The organism is Vibrio sp. NH-7, from assembly GCF_053643215.1.
On sequence record NZ_CM132188.1, the window covers coordinates 836,332 to 853,342 of the forward strand.

The window sequence follows — 17,011 nt, forward strand, 5'->3', positions numbered from 1 at the left end:
CCTATAAATGCAAGGTCGACGATTCTATCAGAATCTCTTGCTCGCAGTTAGTACATCGGGATACAGGCGGGCAAATAGTTGGCTTAGGTGCTCATAATTCTGCTCCAAATAGGGAGTACATTCTGTCAATTGTCCCATTCGTGGCGAACGACGTGACATTCTTTCTAATGCGTAGCCAATATTGTCTAGGCTCTGATAAGACTCTAACCAACGCCCTTCCCACATCAAACCGTTAATTCGTTCAAATCGTTCAGGTAAGTTGGTTTGCGTAGCGTTAACTTGGCGTTCGGCATAAGTACAAAATAGCTCAAGAGATAGGTGGTGAAAAGCGTCCCAATCACGTGCAAGACAATGGTCCCAAAACATGTCGAGTGCAATGCCAGAGAATCGGCGTGGGCCTTGGGGAAACAACCCTTTTGCTTGTTTGACTAGGGGGTGACTATCGGTAAACCCATCTACGAAACGATGCAGGCGAACGCCTTGTACAATGGACGGTTGATATTTCCCTTGCGGATCGCCTTTAACAAAATCACCCAGCAAGTTCCCTAACAGGCTCGACTGACAATAATCCGCAATGTGTAAATGGGCAAGATAGTTCACATGATTCCCAGACTGTTATCGCTTGGCTTATAAAAGCACAAAGCCAGCGCGATTGCACTGGCTCATTCTGGTAGCTAGGCACGAGCCTAGGCTTATTTATTGAAGATTTCTTCTGCTAATGCTTCGATTGACTGTTCGTAGTCTGAAAGCTCGAAGCCAATTTCCATTGCATCTAGCAGTTCTAGGCATTCTTCATTTTGTGTTTGGTCACTCATTCTGACCTCCTTTGATAAACAACTTTATAGACCTGCTTACAAGTCTCACCTTGTAAATGTGGTCTATTGTTCCTTTTTAAACCTCTTATATGACAGTTTCGTGAAAGTGCAAAGTAATTTTTTATCACGCTTTGACTGCAATCCCATGAAACCGTTTACAATCAAGCACCACAAGTTACTGTATATTAAATTTTACACTAACAGCAATTAATCTGTACATTTTACTTGAAAGTGTTCTTATATTTTTACACAATGCACGAAACTAAGGATTTATGGCTAATTTTAGCCTATTCACTAGCCATAACAGCTAAATACATAACCATCAATGTAAAGAATTTTATACATGACTAAATCAAAGGTTTTCGGTAGTACTTTGATCATCGCAGGCACCACCATTGGCGCAGGCATGCTCGCCCTTCCTCTTGCTTCGGCAGGCATCGGTTTCACCACATCACTCGCTATCATGCTAGGTCTATGGGCGTTGATGGCGTATACCGCGTTATTGATGGTTGAGGTCCACCAGCATGCTGAACAAGATGCGACTTTACATACGTTAGCAAACCAGTTTCTCGGCAAAAAAGGAAAGTGGGTAGCAAGCTTTGCTATGATGTTCCTGTTTTACGCCCTTTGTGCTGCTTACATCGCTGGAGGCGGTTCACAGTTTGGTGAGCGTATTCAAGCGCTTGTTGGGCTAGAGGTTTCATCAACGACTTCTACACTCCTCTTTACCCTAATCGTGGCAAGCGTTGTCACGATTGGAACAGCAACCGTTGACAAGGTAAACCGCGTTTTGTTCTTGGTTAAAGTGGTAGCAATGGCACTCGTGCTGACGTTTTTGGCGCCAAATGTGACTGAGTCTTACCTGTTAAGTATGCCTGTCGAGCAAGGCATTGTGATCGCTGCAATCCCTGTCATTTTCACTTCGTTTGGCTTTCACGGCAGTATTCCTGCTATCGTAAACTACTTAGACGGACACACCCCATCGCTTCGTAAGGCCATTGTCATTGGCTCTGCCATTCCTCTTATCATTTACGTGTTTTGGCAAGTGGTTACACTTGGAGTCGTAAACCAACAAACGCTACTTGAGAATCAAGGCTTAAGCGCATTGATCGGAACTCTCTCTCAAACCGTTCATCAATCTAACCTCAGCCAAACCATCGGGATCTTCGCAGATCTTGCGCTGCTGACCTCTTTTCTTGGCGTAAGCTTGGGTTTGTTTGAGTTTTTAGGGGACACCTTGAAGAAGAAGACAAACGGCGGCTCTCGCGTGATGACCGGGTTAATCACCTTCCTGCCACCCATGGGATTTGCGCTGTTTTACCCACAAGGATTCATTATGGCACTTGGCTATGCAGCAATTGCCTTGGTTGTATTAGCCATTTTCTTGCCAATTTTGATGGTGCGAAAAGCTCGTGTTGACGCACCTAAACATCTTTACCAAGTTAAAGGTGGCAATGCGGGGCTTGTCGCGACGAGCGCGGTCGGCGTTGTTATCGTGTTTGCGCAAGTGCTGATCACTGTTGGTCTTTTGCCATCACTTGGCTAAACCTCGTTATACACTAAAGAGCCCTCAATAAATCGAGGGCTCTTTTTCTTTTTAATTCGGTCTACAAAGTCACGGTTTGATCTGTGAATTGAATTTTCTCAATATTCGATAGCGTGTTTGCGCCATCACGATCAGAAATCGTATCTGTTAAGCGTACTTGTCCGCCACTATCACGCTCTATGGTGTAGTCAGCCCTCGCCCCACTAGCGACAACCGTGTTTTCACCAGAATTACCTTTAATAATATTGTCATACTGATTGAGTTGAACGTCGCTGTCATTACTTCCAGACAACGTCAGTTTTGTTAGGTACTGGGAATGGTGAGTGTACGTAACTTTCGCATCAAACCGCATTTTGAAGGTGCCTGTAAAGGAATCGTCAATGTAGGCATCGTAGGTGAGTGTTTTGGCAACGATTTCTCAGCGCTCTACCTTTGTCAGTGATCTGGGCACGCTAATATGACTACAAATGAGAAAGTGAAATTTTTTCCAAAATAACTCGTTCTTATCTAGCGATAACAAAAACAATCGATGAGGTTGATATGAAAGTGAAGTTGAAATTTGCCCTTCCATCCGTTGCCTTGCTGGCACTTATGGCATCATTTTGGGGCAGCGCTAAGGATGGCTCGGGGCAACCGTTAAAAGGCTACGAGGTCGCTACGCTAGCGGGAGGCTGCTTTTGGTGTACTGAGTCGGATTTAGAAAAACTCCCAGGCGTTTTAGACGTTGTATCCGGGTACTCTGGTGGTGAGCTGGAAAACCCAACATACAAACAAGTATCATCGGGGAAAACGGGTCACATCGAGGTCATTGAAGTGAAGTATGACCCAAAAGCCGTCAGCTATGAGCAAGTCCTTGACCAGTTTTTTCGTCACATCGATCCGACCGACGATCAAGGTTCGTTTGTGGATCGAGGTCGACATTATCGACCAGCTATCTTCTATCACAATGATGTTCAAAAACAAATTGCTCAGCGCTTTATGACCGAGATAGATGAACTCGGTATCTTCAAAAAACCGCTTAAAACAGAACTGATTGAGTTTGAGAAGTTTTGGCCAGCAGAAGAGTATCATCAAGACTACTACAAGCGTAATAAAATCCGTTACAACTACTATCGCTACGCATCCGGTCGTGACCAATATTTGGATGGTATCTTTGGTGAATCTCGCAAAGATGATCCAAAAACGTTACGCCAATTAATCGATGAGAAAAAAGCCGTTTCAAGCATTAAGCCGTACGCAAAACCTTCGGACGACGAAATCAAGTCCAAGCTGTCTGAATTGCAATATTACGTCACTCAAGAGGAAGGCACCGAACGAGCGTTCCGTAACGAATATTGGGATAATAAGCGTGACGGCATCTACGTCGATATTGTCTCTGGCGAGCCCTTATTTAGCTCCACCGATAAATACAAATCGGGCACAGGTTGGCCGAGCTTTACGAAACCGATCAACGCAGGTTACATTGTCACTAAAACCGACTATCACCTAGTCTATCCAAGAACGGAAGTTCGTAGCCGATTTGGGGATTCCCACTTAGGTCATGTCTTTAAAGACGGACCTGCGCCAACAGGGCTGCGTTACTGCATGAACTCTGCTGCAATGCGTTTTATCGCTAAAGAAGATCTCGAGAAAGAGGGCTACGCTGAGTACCTTTACTTGTTCGACAGTTAATCCATCCAAACGTCGATGATTTGGCCAACTTTCGAGTTGGCCTTTTTGTTTAGGCATTGCCCAGAATATTTTTCAGCTTCGATGCAATTATTTTTGTTATTGACCGTTCTGATATTTGTAGATTAAAGGAGAAATCTATGACTATCACAAAACCGGGCTTGCTGCTCGCCTCTACCGCTTTTTGGCTTAGCTTTACTACCCACGCGCAAGAGCAATATTACGATTTCGGCTTTATCGGCGGCAGCGTCAATTATGGTCAAACTGTGTTTTCTGACAAAGACGAAGCTGGCATCTCTGCCGAACCCAATGTCTTTTACAATGGCCAGTATGGGTTTATTGATGGCAGTTTAATCAATGTATCGGTTCTGCCCTATTTTGGCCTCAGTGGAAACTGGCGCTTTGCACAAGTCTCGGATGATTTCGATGATATTCCATCAGGTATCGACAATCGAGATGGCAATGGTGAGCTTGGTTTTACTGTCGGTACCGTTGGGGCACGCTTGACATACTTACACGATGTCACGAGCGAACATAATGGTTACGAGGTGCAACTACATTTAGGTCGAACCTTGGATTTGCCCTTCAACGACATCACGTTTACGCCTTACATCGAGGTCGATTATCGAGACAAAAAGCTCTCTCGCCACCTCTACTCGATTTCCGCCGATGAATCTCGCTTGTCAGGGTTAGACGAGTATGACTCAGGCAGCAGTTGGGTTTATCAAGCTGGGCTTATCAGTATTTATAATCTGTCTGAAAACTGGTTGGGGTTAGCCAAGTTAGAACTTGAACACCATGATATCGACTCCCCCTTAATTCAACGCGATCTCGGTTGGTCTGCCAGTCTTGGCGTCACCTACAAGTTCACCTATTAAAAAAGGAGCCAAACGGCTCCTTTTTATCATGTCACTCGATTACTTCATGATGCGCGCTTTAAAATTGCGCCCTTTCATTTTTCCAGTTTGTAGCTGCTTTAACGCTGGTTTTACGATGTCGTGCTCCACCGCAACGTAAGAAACCATTGGTAAAATGTTGATCTTGCCAATCTTCTTACCATCAAGGCCAGCTTGTTTGGTCAAAGCGCCGAGGATGTCACCGGCACGCACTTTCTGTTTTTTCCCACCCAGAATTTGGATCGTTTGCATCTTAGGGTAAAACGGGCGCTCGATTGGTTTCTCAGGCAATTCTGATGGTGAAACTGCGATATCCATGTACTCATCAATACGAGCAACGCGGTACTCTTCTTTTTCACTATAGAAGCTAAATGCTACACCTTTCGAACCAGCACGACCTGTACGACCAATGCGGTGCACGTGAACTTCTGGATCTCTTGAGAGCTCGAAGTTAAACACCGCATCTAAGTTGTCGACATCTAAGCCTCGAGCAGCGACATCTGTTGCCACGAGAATCGAGATACTTTTGTTGGCAAACATAGTCAATGCCTGTTCGCGCTCGCGCTGTTCCATATCACCATGCAACTCAACCACACTAAAACCGCGGTGGCTCAGTTCATCGGTCACGTTTTGGACCTCTTTTTTGGTGTTACAGAACACAACCGAAGATTCAGGTTTATGCGTTAGGAGTAGCGCTTCGAGGGCATCATCGCGCTCCTCTGTGCTATTTAGCTTGAAGAATCGTTGCTCGATGGTGCTTTTCTGGTGTGTAGATTCCACTTTAACCATTTCAGGCGCAACCATCACTTTTGCCGACAACGACTCGATGTTGTCTGGGAATGTCGCACTAAACAGCAGAGTTTGACGCTTACTAGGCGCCGCTTCAATAATGGTATCAATCGCTTCTTCAAAGCCCATATCCAGCATTCTATCGGCTTCATCTAGCACCAGCGTGTTAAGCTCTTTGAGACTGATACGCCCTTTTGACATATGATCAAGAATACGACCTGGCGTCCCCACCAAGATATGCGCGCCATGCTCCAAAGAGCCAATCTGTGGCCCCATTGGCATACCACCACAAAGGGTAAGTACTTTGATGTTATGAATACCGCGCGCTAGGGTACGGATCTCTTTCGCCACTTGGTCGGCAAGCTCTCGTGTTGGACACAAAACCAAAGTTTGCACTCTGAAGCGGCTGACGTTTAGGTTGCTTAACAAACCCAGCGAGAATGTCGCGGTTTTACCCGAGCCGGTTTTACCCTGCCCGATCACATCTTTCCCCGCGAGAACCAAAGGCAATGCTTGTTGCTGAATGGGTGTCATCTCGGTGTAGCCTAGACTATCCAAAGTTTCGGTCAGTTCTGGTCTTAAGTTGAGCGTTTTAAATGAAGTTGTCACAAATTTACCTTGTTTACTACGCGTAATTTACAGTGTGAATAACGCGATTTAAAAAGTAAAAACCGCCTCATAATGGAAGCGGTTTTTGGAAATCAGTTTACCGAATCTTGCCTAGCGAATGCCGTGTAAAAACTCATGGCGTGTGGCTGGATTCGATTTAAAAATACCACCCAAAGCCGTCGTGGTTGTCTCGCTGGTTGCATCCATCACTCCACGAGACTTCACGCAGTAATGCGTTGCATCGATCGTAACAGCAACATCATCAGACTCGAGCAAGGTTTGCAGCGCGACCAAAATTTGCTGAGTCATTCGCTCTTGCACTTGTGGGCGTTGAGCGAAGAAACGGACAATACGATTAATCTTAGATAAGCCGATAATCTTGCCACGCGGAATGTACGCGACGGCGGCACGTCCATCAATGGTCACTAAATGGTGCTCACACGTACTCGTGACCGTAATGTCTTTTACACGCACCATTTCACTGACGTTCATTTTGTTTTCAATGACGGTGATTTTCGGGAAATTGGAATAATCTAAACCAGAGAAGATTTCATCAACGTACATCTTGGCAATACGGCGTGGCGTTTCTTCTAAACTGTCATCCGTAAGGTCAAGCTCAAGCAAAGAGAGAATCTCGTGCATGTGATGCTCAATTTTCTGTTTCTTCTCTTCACGAGTGAACTGATTAGGCACCATCGGTGTCTCTAATCCTCGGCTTTCTAGCGCATCTTTTACCAACTTCGCGGATTCGCTAAGACCAGACATTCCAATTCCTCTTATTTACCCCTTTAGGATGGCAGACAAGGATACTCGGATTTTTGAATAATTACACCCATATTTTACTGGGGGTCATTATTGCCACGGTCTATTATGTGGTAAAGTGCTTGCCAATAAACACTCTAATAAAATAAATAATTAGGATTTCGATATGGGCTGTTGTGACGCTCCTGGCTTGATGCCACTTGAAGATGCGATGGAACAAATGCTATCGCCAATCAAACCAATCCAAACTACCCTACAATTGCCGCTTGCCGAAGCTATCGGCTACGTTTTAGCAGAAGACATTCTTTCCCCGATATTCGTTCCTCCTTTCGATAATTCAGCGATGGACGGCTACGCCATTCGTATTGCCGATTTGCAAGCCAACAACGTTATGCCTGTTGCAGGTAAATCCTTTGCGGGACAGCCCTTTGAAGGTGACTGGCCAAACGGCCACTGCGTTCGCATAATGACGGGTGCGAAAATCCCAGATGGCTGCGACGCGGTCATCATGCAAGAAAACACCGAAGTAACCGATTCAGGTGTCCAGTTCAATCAAACCGATGTGAAACCGCAAAACAATATTCGCCCTACCGGTGACGATATTAGACAAGGTGACGTCGTATTGCCATCAGGCTCCCGCCTAACCTCACGCGACATTCCGATGATCGCGACGCTAGGTATTAGCCATGTGATCGTCGTTAGGAAACCTCGCGTTGCGTTTTTCTCAACGGGCGACGAACTTAAGCCTCTTGGCGAACCTTTGGCTGAAGGTCAGATCTACGACAGCAACCGCTACGGCATTAAGCCACTCATCGAGAATTTTGGTTGTGAACCTATCGACTTGGGCATCATTCCCGATTGCCCTGAGAAACTAAAAGCAACCTTTGAGCAAGCGCAGTCACTGGCTGACGTTGTCGTGACCTCTGGCGGTGTTAGTGTCGGAGAAGCCGACTACACTAAAGACATTCTCGAAGAGCTTGGCCAAATCGGCTTTTGGAAACTGGCCATTAAACCTGGTAAACCTTTCGCGTTTGGCAAACTGTCTACCGCTTGGTTCTGCGGCTTGCCGGGCAACCCTGTCTCGGCGGTGTTAACCATGTACGTTCTTGTTCAACCAATGCTTGCAAAACTTGCCGGACATACTGAATGGAAAGCACCGGAATCGATCCCTGCAATAACCAAAAGTGCGTTCAAGAAAGTACCTGGCCGCACAGATTATCAGCGCGGTATCTATCGCATTGAAAATGGTCAGTTTGTGGTTGAAACCACAGGCAACCAAAGTTCGGGCGCCTTCCGCTCTATGAGCTTAGCCAATTGCTTTGTCGTATTGGAGCGCGAGCGTGGTCGTGTCGAAGCGGGGGAAACCGTGAACATTCAACTATTTAACTCAACCTTATACTAGGAGCATCCATTGGAGATTTTATCTGACCAAGAGATGCTGCGATACAACCGTCAGATCATACTCAAGCAGTTTGATTTTGAAGGGCAAGAGGCGCTCAAACAAAGCTCTGTGTTGGTGTTAGGCGCTGGCGGATTAGGCTGCGCGTCGAGCCAATATCTTGCAACCGCTGGCGTTGGCAAATTGACCCTAGTGGATGATGACGTGGTAGAGCTGTCTAATTTACAGCGCCAAGTACTTCACCATGACTCAGACATTGGCAGAAAAAAGGTTGACTCCGCGGCCGATGCACTAAAGGAACTCAACCCGCACCTCAACGTTGCGACGGTTGATAAGCGACTGAGCGACACTGACCTGAAAACGCTGATCGAGCAACACACCTTGGTGCTCGATGCCTCAGACAATGTCGACACACGCAACCAACTCAACCGACTTTGCTACGCGGATAAAGTACCTCTTGTTTCCGGCGCAGCCATTCGAATGGAAGGTCAAATCAGCGTCTTTACTTATCAAGATGCGGAGCAGCCGTGTTATGAATGTCTCAGTGCGTTGTTTGGTGATGGCGCGTTAAGCTGTGTTGAAGCCGGAGTCATGGCGCCGGTTGTTGGCATTGTTGGCGCAGTGCAAGCAATGGAAGCCATCAAGGTCATCGCAAACTACGGTACCCCTAAACAAGGGAAGATACTAATGCTTGATGCGATGACTATGTCTTGGCGTGAAATGAAGTTGATGAAAATGCCAACTTGTTCAGTATGTAACTAAACGCGGTTTCGCTAACGATAAGGCGGAAATGTATTGATGAATAACCCGAGAATCTATCTTGTCGCCTTATTGTTTTGTTCGCTGGTGCTTGTGATCACGCTCTGGCTAAAGCCCCAATTTAATAGCGAAACCATTCAAGCAACTGTCATTTCACAGACTGTCACTCAATCGTTAGATGGGCATCGGCGTTACCTCAACGTGGAAACGGAACATGCTCAAAACCTACTTGTCCAATCTGACGCAAAAATCGACTGCCCCGAAGGTTCGACTGTTACGCTGAAACAACAAGCGGGCGTCTTTTCTAACGTCGTTTCCTACGCCGTTATAAAGTGCAAGCAATAGTAGAAAAGGAATCTCTATGTCACCACTCGTTACACCGCAATGGGTTGTTCAGCAACTCGACAATCCTAACTTGGTGCTTCTTGATGCCAGCATCAATTTTCAAATCCCCGGAGAAGTCGAAAAAGACACCGAGAACCTCATTCCAAACACGCTGAGGTTTGATTATGACAAAGAGTTTTGCGACATCGACTGCGATCTTCCCCATATGATGCCATCTCAAGAACGATTTATTGGCTTAGCTCAAGAGCTCGGTCTAAACAACGAATCAGTGATTGTGGTGTATGACAATAGCGGAACGTTCGCATCGCCTCGAGCATGGTGGATGCTCAAAGCGATGGGGCATGAGCATGTTTATGTCCTTGATGGCGGCCTAACAGATTGGAAGAAACAAGGATTCGACACCGTACAGCAGTACGAACAGCCGCATAAACTCGGTAACTTCACAGGAACACTTAACCCGAATTACTTTGTCGATTCGACTTACGTTCTTAACCAAATCGATAACCCTGCATCGCTTACCGTCGACGCTCGCTCAAGGCAGCGCTTCAACAAAGAAGTGCCCGAACCTCGTGCTGGGGTTCGTGGTGGACACATTCCAAATTCAGTGTGCCAACCTTTTGCCGAACTGATGGACGGACACAAACTAAAACCGGTTAACGAGTTGCAAGAAATACTCTCTTTATCTTTGAGCGACGATAAAGAAGCCACCATATTCAGTTGTGGTTCGGGCGTGACAGCAGCAATTGTGTTACTGGCGGCGCACTTGTGCGGTTATGAAAATTTGTGCGTTTATGATGGTTCTTGGACTGAATGGGGACAAAGAGAAGAGTTGCCAATCGAATAAAAGAATAAGCCCCAGTATTTCGCTGGGGCTTGTGTTTTTACTGAATTTCTTTGTTCATCACTTCGACCAAGGTACCACTTGGGTCTCCAGACAGCTCCCAAGTAAATATACCGCCTAGCTTAGACTCTTTTGCCCACTTCGCTTTGGCCTTGATAGAGCGCTGATCTTCAAATGAAATAAACACTTTCTTTTCTGGATTCCACAGATACGGCGCTTGCGCTTGCTCATCGTATTTGTATTGGTAGCCCTGCTTCGCACCATAATTGTTCACCAGATCCCAAAACATAAAGTAGCCGTTTTCTCCAGTTCCGAACAGCGCACCGCTATCTGAAACAAGTTCTCCGTTTGGCAACTCACCGTTGTACGCTTGAGTGCCTTGCCAGCCTCTACCGTAGAAAGCCGCGCCTATAACCAGCTTCTCGCTCGGTATGCCCTGCTCAATCATTTGATTGATGAAGACATCGGCGCCCATTCCCCACCAACTGCGTTCAGTGGCGTGAAGATTGGTCGTGTGGCCAGTTTGCTGCCCCCAACCACCCAGGAAGTCGTAAGTCATGGCAAACATATTGGTCAAATACGGGCTCGCGGTTTTCCAATCAATTTGTTGCGCTTTAGCGCCAACGCCCACAGCGGTTGATAGCTCATATTCGCGCTTGGTTTTGCTCTCGAGTTTGTCTAACTCACCACGCAAAGCTTTGACAAGATGGTTAAACGCCTCTCTTTCACTTGCTTTTTGCTCGTCAGATAACTTCGTTGCCGGATTCCACGGTGAGGTTGTAAGACCACCGCCGCCAGGGTATTCCCAATCCAAGTCTATTCCGTCAAAAAAGTCATACTTTGCAATAAGCTCAACCGCAGTTTTTGAAAAGTGTTCGATCGCTTTCGGATCTTTTGCCATGGCATGGAACGGTTCTGACATTGTCCAACCACCGAATGATGGCAAAATTACCAGATCTGGATGAGTTTGTTTTAACTGCGCGAGCTGGGCGAAGTGGCCCTTGTAGTCAACCTCTACCGACACCGCACCAAAGTCTTCTTTTAAAGCGGCCTGCTGATCGACAACAATCGCAGTAAATGGTGCTTTGCCTTTACAGTGTTCTTCGACTTGTTTTTGAATCGCTTCACTCGCGCCAGTGTGAGGACCACACATACTCAGAAATGCGTAAATGATATGGGTAAGGTTATCTGCGGGGATATCTTTTACTTGGTAAGGATTATCGGGGTTACTGTATTGCCAATCAGCAAAGTAGCCCGCGACAACTTTATCTTGTGCGTGAGCTGATAAGCTCATCACACTTGCCAAGGCGGCAGCAGCGATTGTCTTTTTCATTGTATTCTCCTTGTTAATCTGATTACCAATTAATCAAGGAAGATTTATTTTTGCGTCTGAACAAAATAGGGATGCGAGTGATTTAATGTCTTTAGCATCCCTATTTCACAAGTTGCAGAGCAATGTATTGAATTACACTCTACTTCATCTGTTCGTCAAGGTTGAGCACCGTCAATGCGTTGCTTACACTCGTTGCAATGACATCAATCACGCCCGTTCTAAGTGCGCCAAGCAGCGCGAGCGGTTTACTGTTTTCCGCTGCGATGGCGATCACTTCAGAGATCGGTCGAAATTCATCAATACTTAAGCCGATTACTCGGTCACTCATCACTGTTCTTGCAGACTGGCCGTGAATATCGAAAAAGTCATAACCGGCAAAATCACCAACAACCCCTTGTTGCATCCGTGACTGAACGACCTCATCAGCAGTAAACCAACCCAGATCTACCATGTAGCTGTTTTCACTCATATCGCCAATACCGACGAGCGCCACGTCAGCCTTTCGCGCAAGGTCGAGAGTCTGCTTTACTGTCGCATTTTGCATGAATGCCATTTTTTGCTCGCGATTTTCAGCGTAAGCCGGAGCATAAAGCGTTTCTGATGACCCTCCATAGCTTTTGGCAAACTGACGACAAATGTGGTCTGCGTTAAACATACCGCCTCTTGGGTGAATCCCCCCAATCCCGCAAACAAACTTGACATCGCGTTGCGGAATAACCCCAACATGATGCGCCACCGCTGACACGTTTCTTCCTTGTCCAACGGTGACTACCGCCCCATTTTGTATTGAGCTCGCCATGTATTTCGAAACCAAACCAGCCACTTGCTGACGCTGTTGATCTTCGACAGGTTGGTCTAAAGCAATCAGCGCCCGCCTCACGCCAAAGCGTTCAATAAGTCGTTGTTCAATTTTGGCGCTAAATACTGGGTGGTATTTTACGGTGATTTCCACAATGCCTTCATCGCGTGCTTGCTTAAGCATCCGGCCCACTTTGGCTCGGGAAACTGAGAACTTTTTCGATATTTCCTCTTGCGTTGCCCCATCTTGATAGTAGGCAACGGAGATTTCCGTTAGTAGGTCTGTGTTGTCGTCAGTCAACTCGTTGGCAGATTTACTCATAGATTCGATTCCAAAGCGCAATTTTTACATGACATATGCTCAGTGCTGTAGCATATGTCATAAGCAATCAAAATACCAACATTTGCTCATCTGCGTGACATATTCTCAGCTCACAAAATGGGCATCTCATTTCTCGCATAAGCCCTGGAAATAAAGGGCAAACGTTTATCACGATTTTGCGCAACAACGAATGCAAAAAATAGTTGATGGATGTCACTTTAACCCTGTTTAGATGATTGACTTTCTGCGTGGTTAAGATAATTATGAACCCATCATTTACTCAAGCACAGAGCAAATGTTCACAACAATTGTTCTGACGCGAAAAAGTTTAAAGTTAACTGGTGGTTTTTGTTCAATACTATTGGTTAACTCGCTTGCAAATGCACTCTCCATATATAGCCATCTATATATGAGACCCATGAAATAGGATGATCGGAATGAGCAACAAATTAGAGCAACTTCGTAAACTAACGACTGTAGTAGCAGACACTGGTGAAATTGACGCAATCAAAAAGTACCAACCAGAAGATGCAACAACTAACCCTTCTCTGATCCTAAAAGCAGCTCAAATCGCAGAGTATGCTCCTCTAATCGATGCTTCAATCGAATACGCTAAAGCTCAAAGCTCTGATAAAGCGCAACAAGTACAAGACACTTGTGACATGCTAGCGGTAAACATCGGTAAAGAAATCCTAAAAACTATCCCAGGCCGTATCTCTACTGAAGTAGACGCTCGTCTATCTTACGATATGGAAGGCAGCGTAGCGAAAGCACGTCAACTAGTGAAAATGTACAACGATGCGGGCATCACTAACGATCGCATCCTGATCAAACTGGCTTCTACTTGGGAAGGTATCCGCGCAGCAGAAATCCTAGAAAAAGAAGGCATCAACTGTAACCTTACTCTACTCTTCTCTTTCGCTCAGGCTCGTGCTTGTGCTGAAGCTGGCGTGTTCCTAATCTCACCATTCGTTGGTCGTATCATGGACTGGTACAAGGCGAAAGAAGGCCGTGACTTCGAAGCTCAAGAAGATCCAGGTGTTCTATCTGTAACTAAGATCTACAACTACTACAAAGAGTACGGCTACAACACGGTCGTTATGGGTGCAAGCTTCCGTAACATCGGCGAAATCCTAGAGCTAGCTGGTTGTGACCGTCTAACTATCGCGCCTGCACTTCTTGCTGAGCTAGAAGCTGCTGAAGGTGAAGTCGTAGAGAAGCTAGTAGACTCTAAAGGCGCGGCAGAGCGTCCAGCACCAATGACTCACGCTGAGTTCCTATGGGATCACAACCAAGACCCAATGGCGGTTGAGAAGCTTGCAGAAGGTATCCGCAACTTCGCAGTTGACCAAGGCAAACTTGAAGCAATGATTGAAGCAAAACTTTAATCAACAGAATTTAAAAAGGGGAACGTTTGCGTTCCCCTCTTAACATCCTTTCTAAGAAACAATCTACTAATCGGTATTTATTATGGATCGCAAACATCTAGCAAATGCAATTCGTGCTCTAAGCATGGACGGTGTTCAACAAGCTAACTCTGGTCACCCTGGTGCACCTATGGGTATGGCTGACATCGCTGAAGTTCTTTGGCGCTCTCACCTAAACCACAACCCTTCAAACCCAGAGTGGGCTGACCGCGACCGTTTCGTGCTTTCAAACGGTCACGGCTCTATGCTGATTTACTCTTTGCTACACCTTGCTGGTTACGAGCTATCAATCGACGATCTGAAAAACTTCCGTCAACTACACTCTAAGACTCCTGGTCACCCAGAATACGGTTACGCACCAGGTATCGAGACAACTACTGGCCCACTAGGTCAAGGTATCACTAACGCCGTCGGTATGGCGCTGGCTGAGAAAACTCTAGCGGCACAATTCAACAAGCCTGGTCACGACATCGTTGACCACTTCACTTATGCATTCATGGGTGATGGCTGTCTGATGGAAGGTATCTCGCACGAAGCGTGTTCTCTAGCAGGTACGCTAGGTCTTGGCAAACTAATCGCATTCTGGGATGACAACGGTATCTCTATCGATGGTCACGTTGAAGGCTGGTTCTCTGACGATACACCTAAGCGTTTTGAAGCATACGGTTGGCATGTAATCCCAGCGGTAGACGGTCACGATTCTGAAGCGATCAACGCAGCGATCATCGCAGCTAAAGCTGACCCTCGCCCTACTCTAATCTGTACTAAAACTATCATCGGTTTTGGTTCACCAAACAAGTCTGGTTCACACGACTGTCACGGTGCACCACTAGGCGCTGAAGAAATTGCAGCTACACGTAAAGAGCTTGGTTGGGAGCACGGTCCTTTTGAAATTCCGCAAGATGTCTACGCGCAGTGGGACGCGAAAGAAGCAGGCGCAGCTAAGGAAGCAGCGTGGAACGAGAAACTTGCAGCTTATGAAGCAGCATATCCAGAGCTTGCAGCAGAGTTCAAACGCCGCGTAAACGGTGAACTACCAGCGCAGTGGGAAGAGAAAGCAAGCGCAATCATTGCTGACCTTCAAGCAAATCCTGCAAACATCGCATCACGTAAAGCATCTCAAAACGCGCTAGAAGCATTCGGTGCTATGCTACCAGAATTCCTAGGCGGCTCTGCTGACCTTGCGCCATCTAACCTAACCATGTGGTCTGGCTCTAAGTCTGTTTCTGCTGAAGATGCATCGGGTAACTACATCCATTACGGTGTACGTGAATTCGGTATGACAGCAATCATGAACGGTATCGCTCTGCACGGTGGTTTTGTACCATACGGTGCAACTTTCCTAATGTTCATGGAGTACGCACGTAACGCAATGCGCATGGCTGCTCTGATGAAAGTTCAGAACATCCAAGTGTACACACACGACTCTATCGGTCTAGGCGAAGATGGTCCAACTCACCAACCAGTAGAGCAAATGGCATCGCTACGTCTAACACCAAACATGAGCACATGGCGCCCATGTGACCAAGTAGAGTCTGCAGTCGCTTGGAAACTGGCTATTGAGCGTAAAGACGGCCCAACGTCTCTAATCTTCTCTCGTCAAAACCTTGCACAGCAAGAGCGTGATGCAGAGCAACTAGCAAACATCGCTAAAGGTGCTTACATCCTAAAAGATTGTGCAGGCAAGCCAGAGCTTATCCTTATCGCGACAGGCTCAGAAGTTGAGCTAGCGGTAGAAGCAGCAGCACAGCTAACAGCGGAAGGTAAACAAGTACGCGTTGTTTCAATGCCATCAACAGATGCATTCGACAAGCAAGATGCGGCTTACCGTGAAGCAGTACTGCCATCAGACGTAACGGCGCGTATCGCTATCGAAGCAGGTATCGCTGACTTCTGGTACAAGTACGTTGGCTTCAGCGGCAAGATCATCGGTATGACAACGTTCGGTGAATCTGCTCCTGCTGGTGAACTGTTCAAGATGTTCGGTTTCACTACTGAAAACGTAGTGAACACAGCGAAAGAGCTTCTCGCTTAATCGCTTCAAAGCTCATATAGCTTGTAAAGCCCCACTCCACGCGAGTGGGGCTTTTTGTTTCTTGGCACAAACCATAATCTGCACTCTGGAATTTCGATTATTCCAAAATTACACCGCTCATCCTTTATTCTCATGGCATAGCAATAAATAAGGCGAAACTATGTCATCCACACCTTCTAAGACCCTACGCTCTAATGGAATAGATAGTAAACTGACAAGGATAGCCAAAACCGTTTTCTCCTATTCAATCAAGCTCATCGGCGCCATTGCCATTCTTTTGAGTGCCTCTGTACTGTTATCAAAACTGGGCACGATTCATGGTAAAGAGTTGCCAGAAGAGTACTTTTCCAACGGCTACCCCGCGATTCTGACGTTGCTCGATTCAGAAGTGTTTATGGGGTTCATATTTTTTGTCACCGTCGCCATTCTCGTCTACGTGGTTTATTTGATGTGGCAATTGCATGAAGTCGCGGTCCATCGCGCTGCAAAAATGTCGAGTGCGCACACTCAAATCGTATTCGCACTTTCTCTATGTGGCTTGTTTATTGATAAAACATGGTGGGTACTCGCCATCATCATTGCATTCGCTCGTTGGGATGTACTCGCCGCCGAACTGTCGAACATAATCCGCAACGGTCGCCAATCAAACAAAGCAACAGAGGAATAA

At 46.4% G+C, this 17,011-nt stretch carries 17 protein-coding genes; 10 read left to right on the top strand and 7 right to left on the bottom strand.

All coding sequences use genetic code 11. The features are described 5' to 3' along the window. Positions 1 to 27: 27 nt before the first annotated feature. Together ACUALS_RS17970 and ACUALS_RS17975 are read right to left on the bottom strand one after the other, a co-directional pair. Positions 28 to 600: an acyl carrier protein phosphodiesterase gene (locus ACUALS_RS17970; protein ID WP_331400967.1), complete on the bottom strand. Its 573-nt coding sequence runs from the start codon at positions 598 to 600 to the stop codon at positions 28 to 30. 92 nt (positions 601 to 692) lie between these two features. Next, complete coding sequence (locus ACUALS_RS17975) at positions 693 to 815, bottom strand: hypothetical protein (RefSeq protein ID WP_005471320.1); 123 nt, start codon at positions 813 to 815, stop codon at positions 693 to 695. A gap of 343 nt (positions 816 to 1,158) precedes the next feature. Between ACUALS_RS17975 and ACUALS_RS17980 the strand changes: the two genes are divergently transcribed. Continuing rightward, the gene (locus ACUALS_RS17980) at positions 1,159 to 2,361 is read left to right on the top strand and encodes an aromatic amino acid transport family protein (protein WP_454449285.1); all 1,203 of its coding nucleotides are present in this window, start codon (positions 1,159 to 1,161) and stop codon (positions 2,359 to 2,361) included. A 61-nt stretch (positions 2,362 to 2,422) separates the two neighbouring features. Here the strand turns inward: ACUALS_RS17980 and ACUALS_RS17985 are convergent, their stop codons facing one another. Beyond that, positions 2,423 to 2,713 (bottom strand): hypothetical protein, encoded by a 291-nt coding sequence (locus ACUALS_RS17985; RefSeq protein WP_454449286.1) that lies wholly within the window; start codon positions 2,711 to 2,713, stop codon positions 2,423 to 2,425. Between the two features lie 188 nt (positions 2,714 to 2,901). On the opposite strand from ACUALS_RS17985, the gene msrB reads away from it, so the two are divergent. Together msrB and ACUALS_RS17995 are read left to right on the top strand one after the other, a co-directional pair. Then, a complete protein-coding gene (gene msrB, locus ACUALS_RS17990; RefSeq protein ID WP_416200460.1) occupies positions 2,902 to 4,032 on the top strand; it encodes a peptide-methionine (R)-S-oxide reductase MsrB in 1,131 nt (376 codons plus the stop codon). A gap of 137 nt (positions 4,033 to 4,169) precedes the next feature. Next, positions 4,170 to 4,907: a MipA/OmpV family protein gene (locus tag ACUALS_RS17995; RefSeq protein WP_454449287.1), complete on the top strand. Its 738-nt coding sequence runs from the start codon at positions 4,170 to 4,172 to the stop codon at positions 4,905 to 4,907. 39 nt (positions 4,908 to 4,946) lie between these two features. Here ACUALS_RS17995 and dbpA read toward each other — a convergent pair whose 3' ends face one another. Then, a complete protein-coding gene (gene dbpA, locus ACUALS_RS18000) occupies positions 4,947 to 6,323 on the bottom strand; it encodes an ATP-dependent RNA helicase DbpA (RefSeq protein ID WP_038137010.1) in 1,377 nt (458 codons plus the stop codon). Between the two features lie 111 nt (positions 6,324 to 6,434). Beyond that, positions 6,435 to 7,088, bottom strand: a complete 654-nt coding sequence (folE, locus tag ACUALS_RS18005) for a GTP cyclohydrolase I FolE (protein ID WP_038137013.1) — start codon at positions 7,086 to 7,088, stop codon at positions 6,435 to 6,437. Positions 7,089 to 7,251: 163 nt separating this feature from the next. Between folE and moeA the strand changes: the two genes are divergently transcribed. Genes moeA through ACUALS_RS18025 form a run of 4 tightly spaced genes read left to right on the top strand, consistent with a single transcriptional unit; the run spans position 7,252 to position 10,432 of the window. After that, on the top strand, positions 7,252 to 8,487 hold the full coding sequence (moeA, locus tag ACUALS_RS18010) for a molybdopterin molybdotransferase MoeA (protein ID WP_454449288.1): 1,236 nt from the start codon (positions 7,252 to 7,254) through the stop codon (positions 8,485 to 8,487). Between the two features lie 9 nt (positions 8,488 to 8,496). Next, positions 8,497 to 9,246 carry a molybdopterin-synthase adenylyltransferase MoeB gene (gene moeB, locus ACUALS_RS18015; RefSeq protein ID WP_454449289.1) on the top strand — a complete coding sequence of 250 codons (750 nt, stop codon included), beginning with the start codon at positions 8,497 to 8,499 and terminating at the stop codon, positions 9,244 to 9,246. A gap of 36 nt (positions 9,247 to 9,282) precedes the next feature. Beyond that, positions 9,283 to 9,588: a hypothetical protein gene (locus ACUALS_RS18020; RefSeq protein WP_454449290.1), complete on the top strand. Its 306-nt coding sequence runs from the start codon at positions 9,283 to 9,285 to the stop codon at positions 9,586 to 9,588. A 16-nt stretch (positions 9,589 to 9,604) separates the two neighbouring features. Next, positions 9,605 to 10,432 (top strand): sulfurtransferase, encoded by an 828-nt coding sequence (locus tag ACUALS_RS18025; RefSeq protein WP_454449291.1) that lies wholly within the window; start codon positions 9,605 to 9,607, stop codon positions 10,430 to 10,432. Between the two features lie 37 nt (positions 10,433 to 10,469). On the opposite strand, the gene ACUALS_RS18030 is transcribed toward ACUALS_RS18025, so the two are convergent. Next, complete coding sequence (locus ACUALS_RS18030) at positions 10,470 to 11,762, bottom strand: glycoside hydrolase family 18 protein (protein ID WP_454449292.1); 1,293 nt, start codon at positions 11,760 to 11,762, stop codon at positions 10,470 to 10,472. 139 nt (positions 11,763 to 11,901) lie between these two features. Next, on the bottom strand, positions 11,902 to 12,882 hold the full coding sequence (locus ACUALS_RS18035; RefSeq protein WP_038187140.1) for a sugar-binding transcriptional regulator: 981 nt from the start codon (positions 12,880 to 12,882) through the stop codon (positions 11,902 to 11,904). Between the two features lie 437 nt (positions 12,883 to 13,319). On the opposite strand from ACUALS_RS18035, the gene tal reads away from it, so the two are divergent. From tal to ACUALS_RS18050, 3 genes are all read left to right on the top strand, one after another. Further along, positions 13,320 to 14,270: a transaldolase gene (gene tal / locus ACUALS_RS18040; RefSeq protein WP_038137037.1), complete on the top strand. Its 951-nt coding sequence runs from the start codon at positions 13,320 to 13,322 to the stop codon at positions 14,268 to 14,270. Positions 14,271 to 14,352: 82 nt separating this feature from the next. Further along, positions 14,353 to 16,344 carry a transketolase gene (tkt, locus tag ACUALS_RS18045; protein WP_454449293.1) on the top strand — a complete coding sequence of 664 codons (1,992 nt, stop codon included), beginning with the start codon at positions 14,353 to 14,355 and terminating at the stop codon, positions 16,342 to 16,344. A 160-nt stretch (positions 16,345 to 16,504) separates the two neighbouring features. Then, entirely contained in the window at positions 16,505 to 17,011 is a 507-nt protein-coding gene (locus tag ACUALS_RS18050; protein ID WP_005471228.1) for a hypothetical protein, read from the top strand.

Coding starts and splice junctions, on each gene's coding strand:
- tkt (WP_454449293.1), top strand. CDS start 14,353: ATGGATCGCAAACATCTAGCAAATGCAATTCGTGCTCTAAGCATGGAC.
- ACUALS_RS17995 (WP_454449287.1), top strand. CDS start 4,170: ATGACTATCACAAAACCGGGCTTGCTGCTCGCCTCTACCGCTTTTTGG.
- ACUALS_RS17980 (WP_454449285.1), top strand. CDS start 1,159: ATGACTAAATCAAAGGTTTTCGGTAGTACTTTGATCATCGCAGGCACC.
- ACUALS_RS18050 (WP_005471228.1), top strand. CDS start 16,505: ATGTCATCCACACCTTCTAAGACCCTACGCTCTAATGGAATAGATAGT.
- ACUALS_RS18030 (WP_454449292.1), bottom strand. CDS start 11,762: ATGAAAAAGACAATCGCTGCTGCCGCCTTGGCAAGTGTGATGAGCTTA.
- msrB (WP_416200460.1), top strand. CDS start 2,902: ATGAAAGTGAAGTTGAAATTTGCCCTTCCATCCGTTGCCTTGCTGGCA.
- tal (WP_038137037.1), top strand. CDS start 13,320: ATGAGCAACAAATTAGAGCAACTTCGTAAACTAACGACTGTAGTAGCA.
- ACUALS_RS17975 (WP_005471320.1), bottom strand. CDS start 815: ATGAGTGACCAAACACAAAATGAAGAATGCCTAGAACTGCTAGATGCA.
- moeA (WP_454449288.1), top strand. CDS start 7,252: ATGGGCTGTTGTGACGCTCCTGGCTTGATGCCACTTGAAGATGCGATG.
- folE (WP_038137013.1), bottom strand. CDS start 7,088: ATGTCTGGTCTTAGCGAATCCGCGAAGTTGGTAAAAGATGCGCTAGAA.
- ACUALS_RS18025 (WP_454449291.1), top strand. CDS start 9,605: ATGTCACCACTCGTTACACCGCAATGGGTTGTTCAGCAACTCGACAAT.
- ACUALS_RS17985 (WP_454449286.1), bottom strand. CDS start 2,713: ATGCGGTTTGATGCGAAAGTTACGTACACTCACCATTCCCAGTACCTA.
- ACUALS_RS18035 (WP_038187140.1), bottom strand. CDS start 12,882: ATGAGTAAATCTGCCAACGAGTTGACTGACGACAACACAGACCTACTA.
- ACUALS_RS18020 (WP_454449290.1), top strand. CDS start 9,283: ATGAATAACCCGAGAATCTATCTTGTCGCCTTATTGTTTTGTTCGCTG.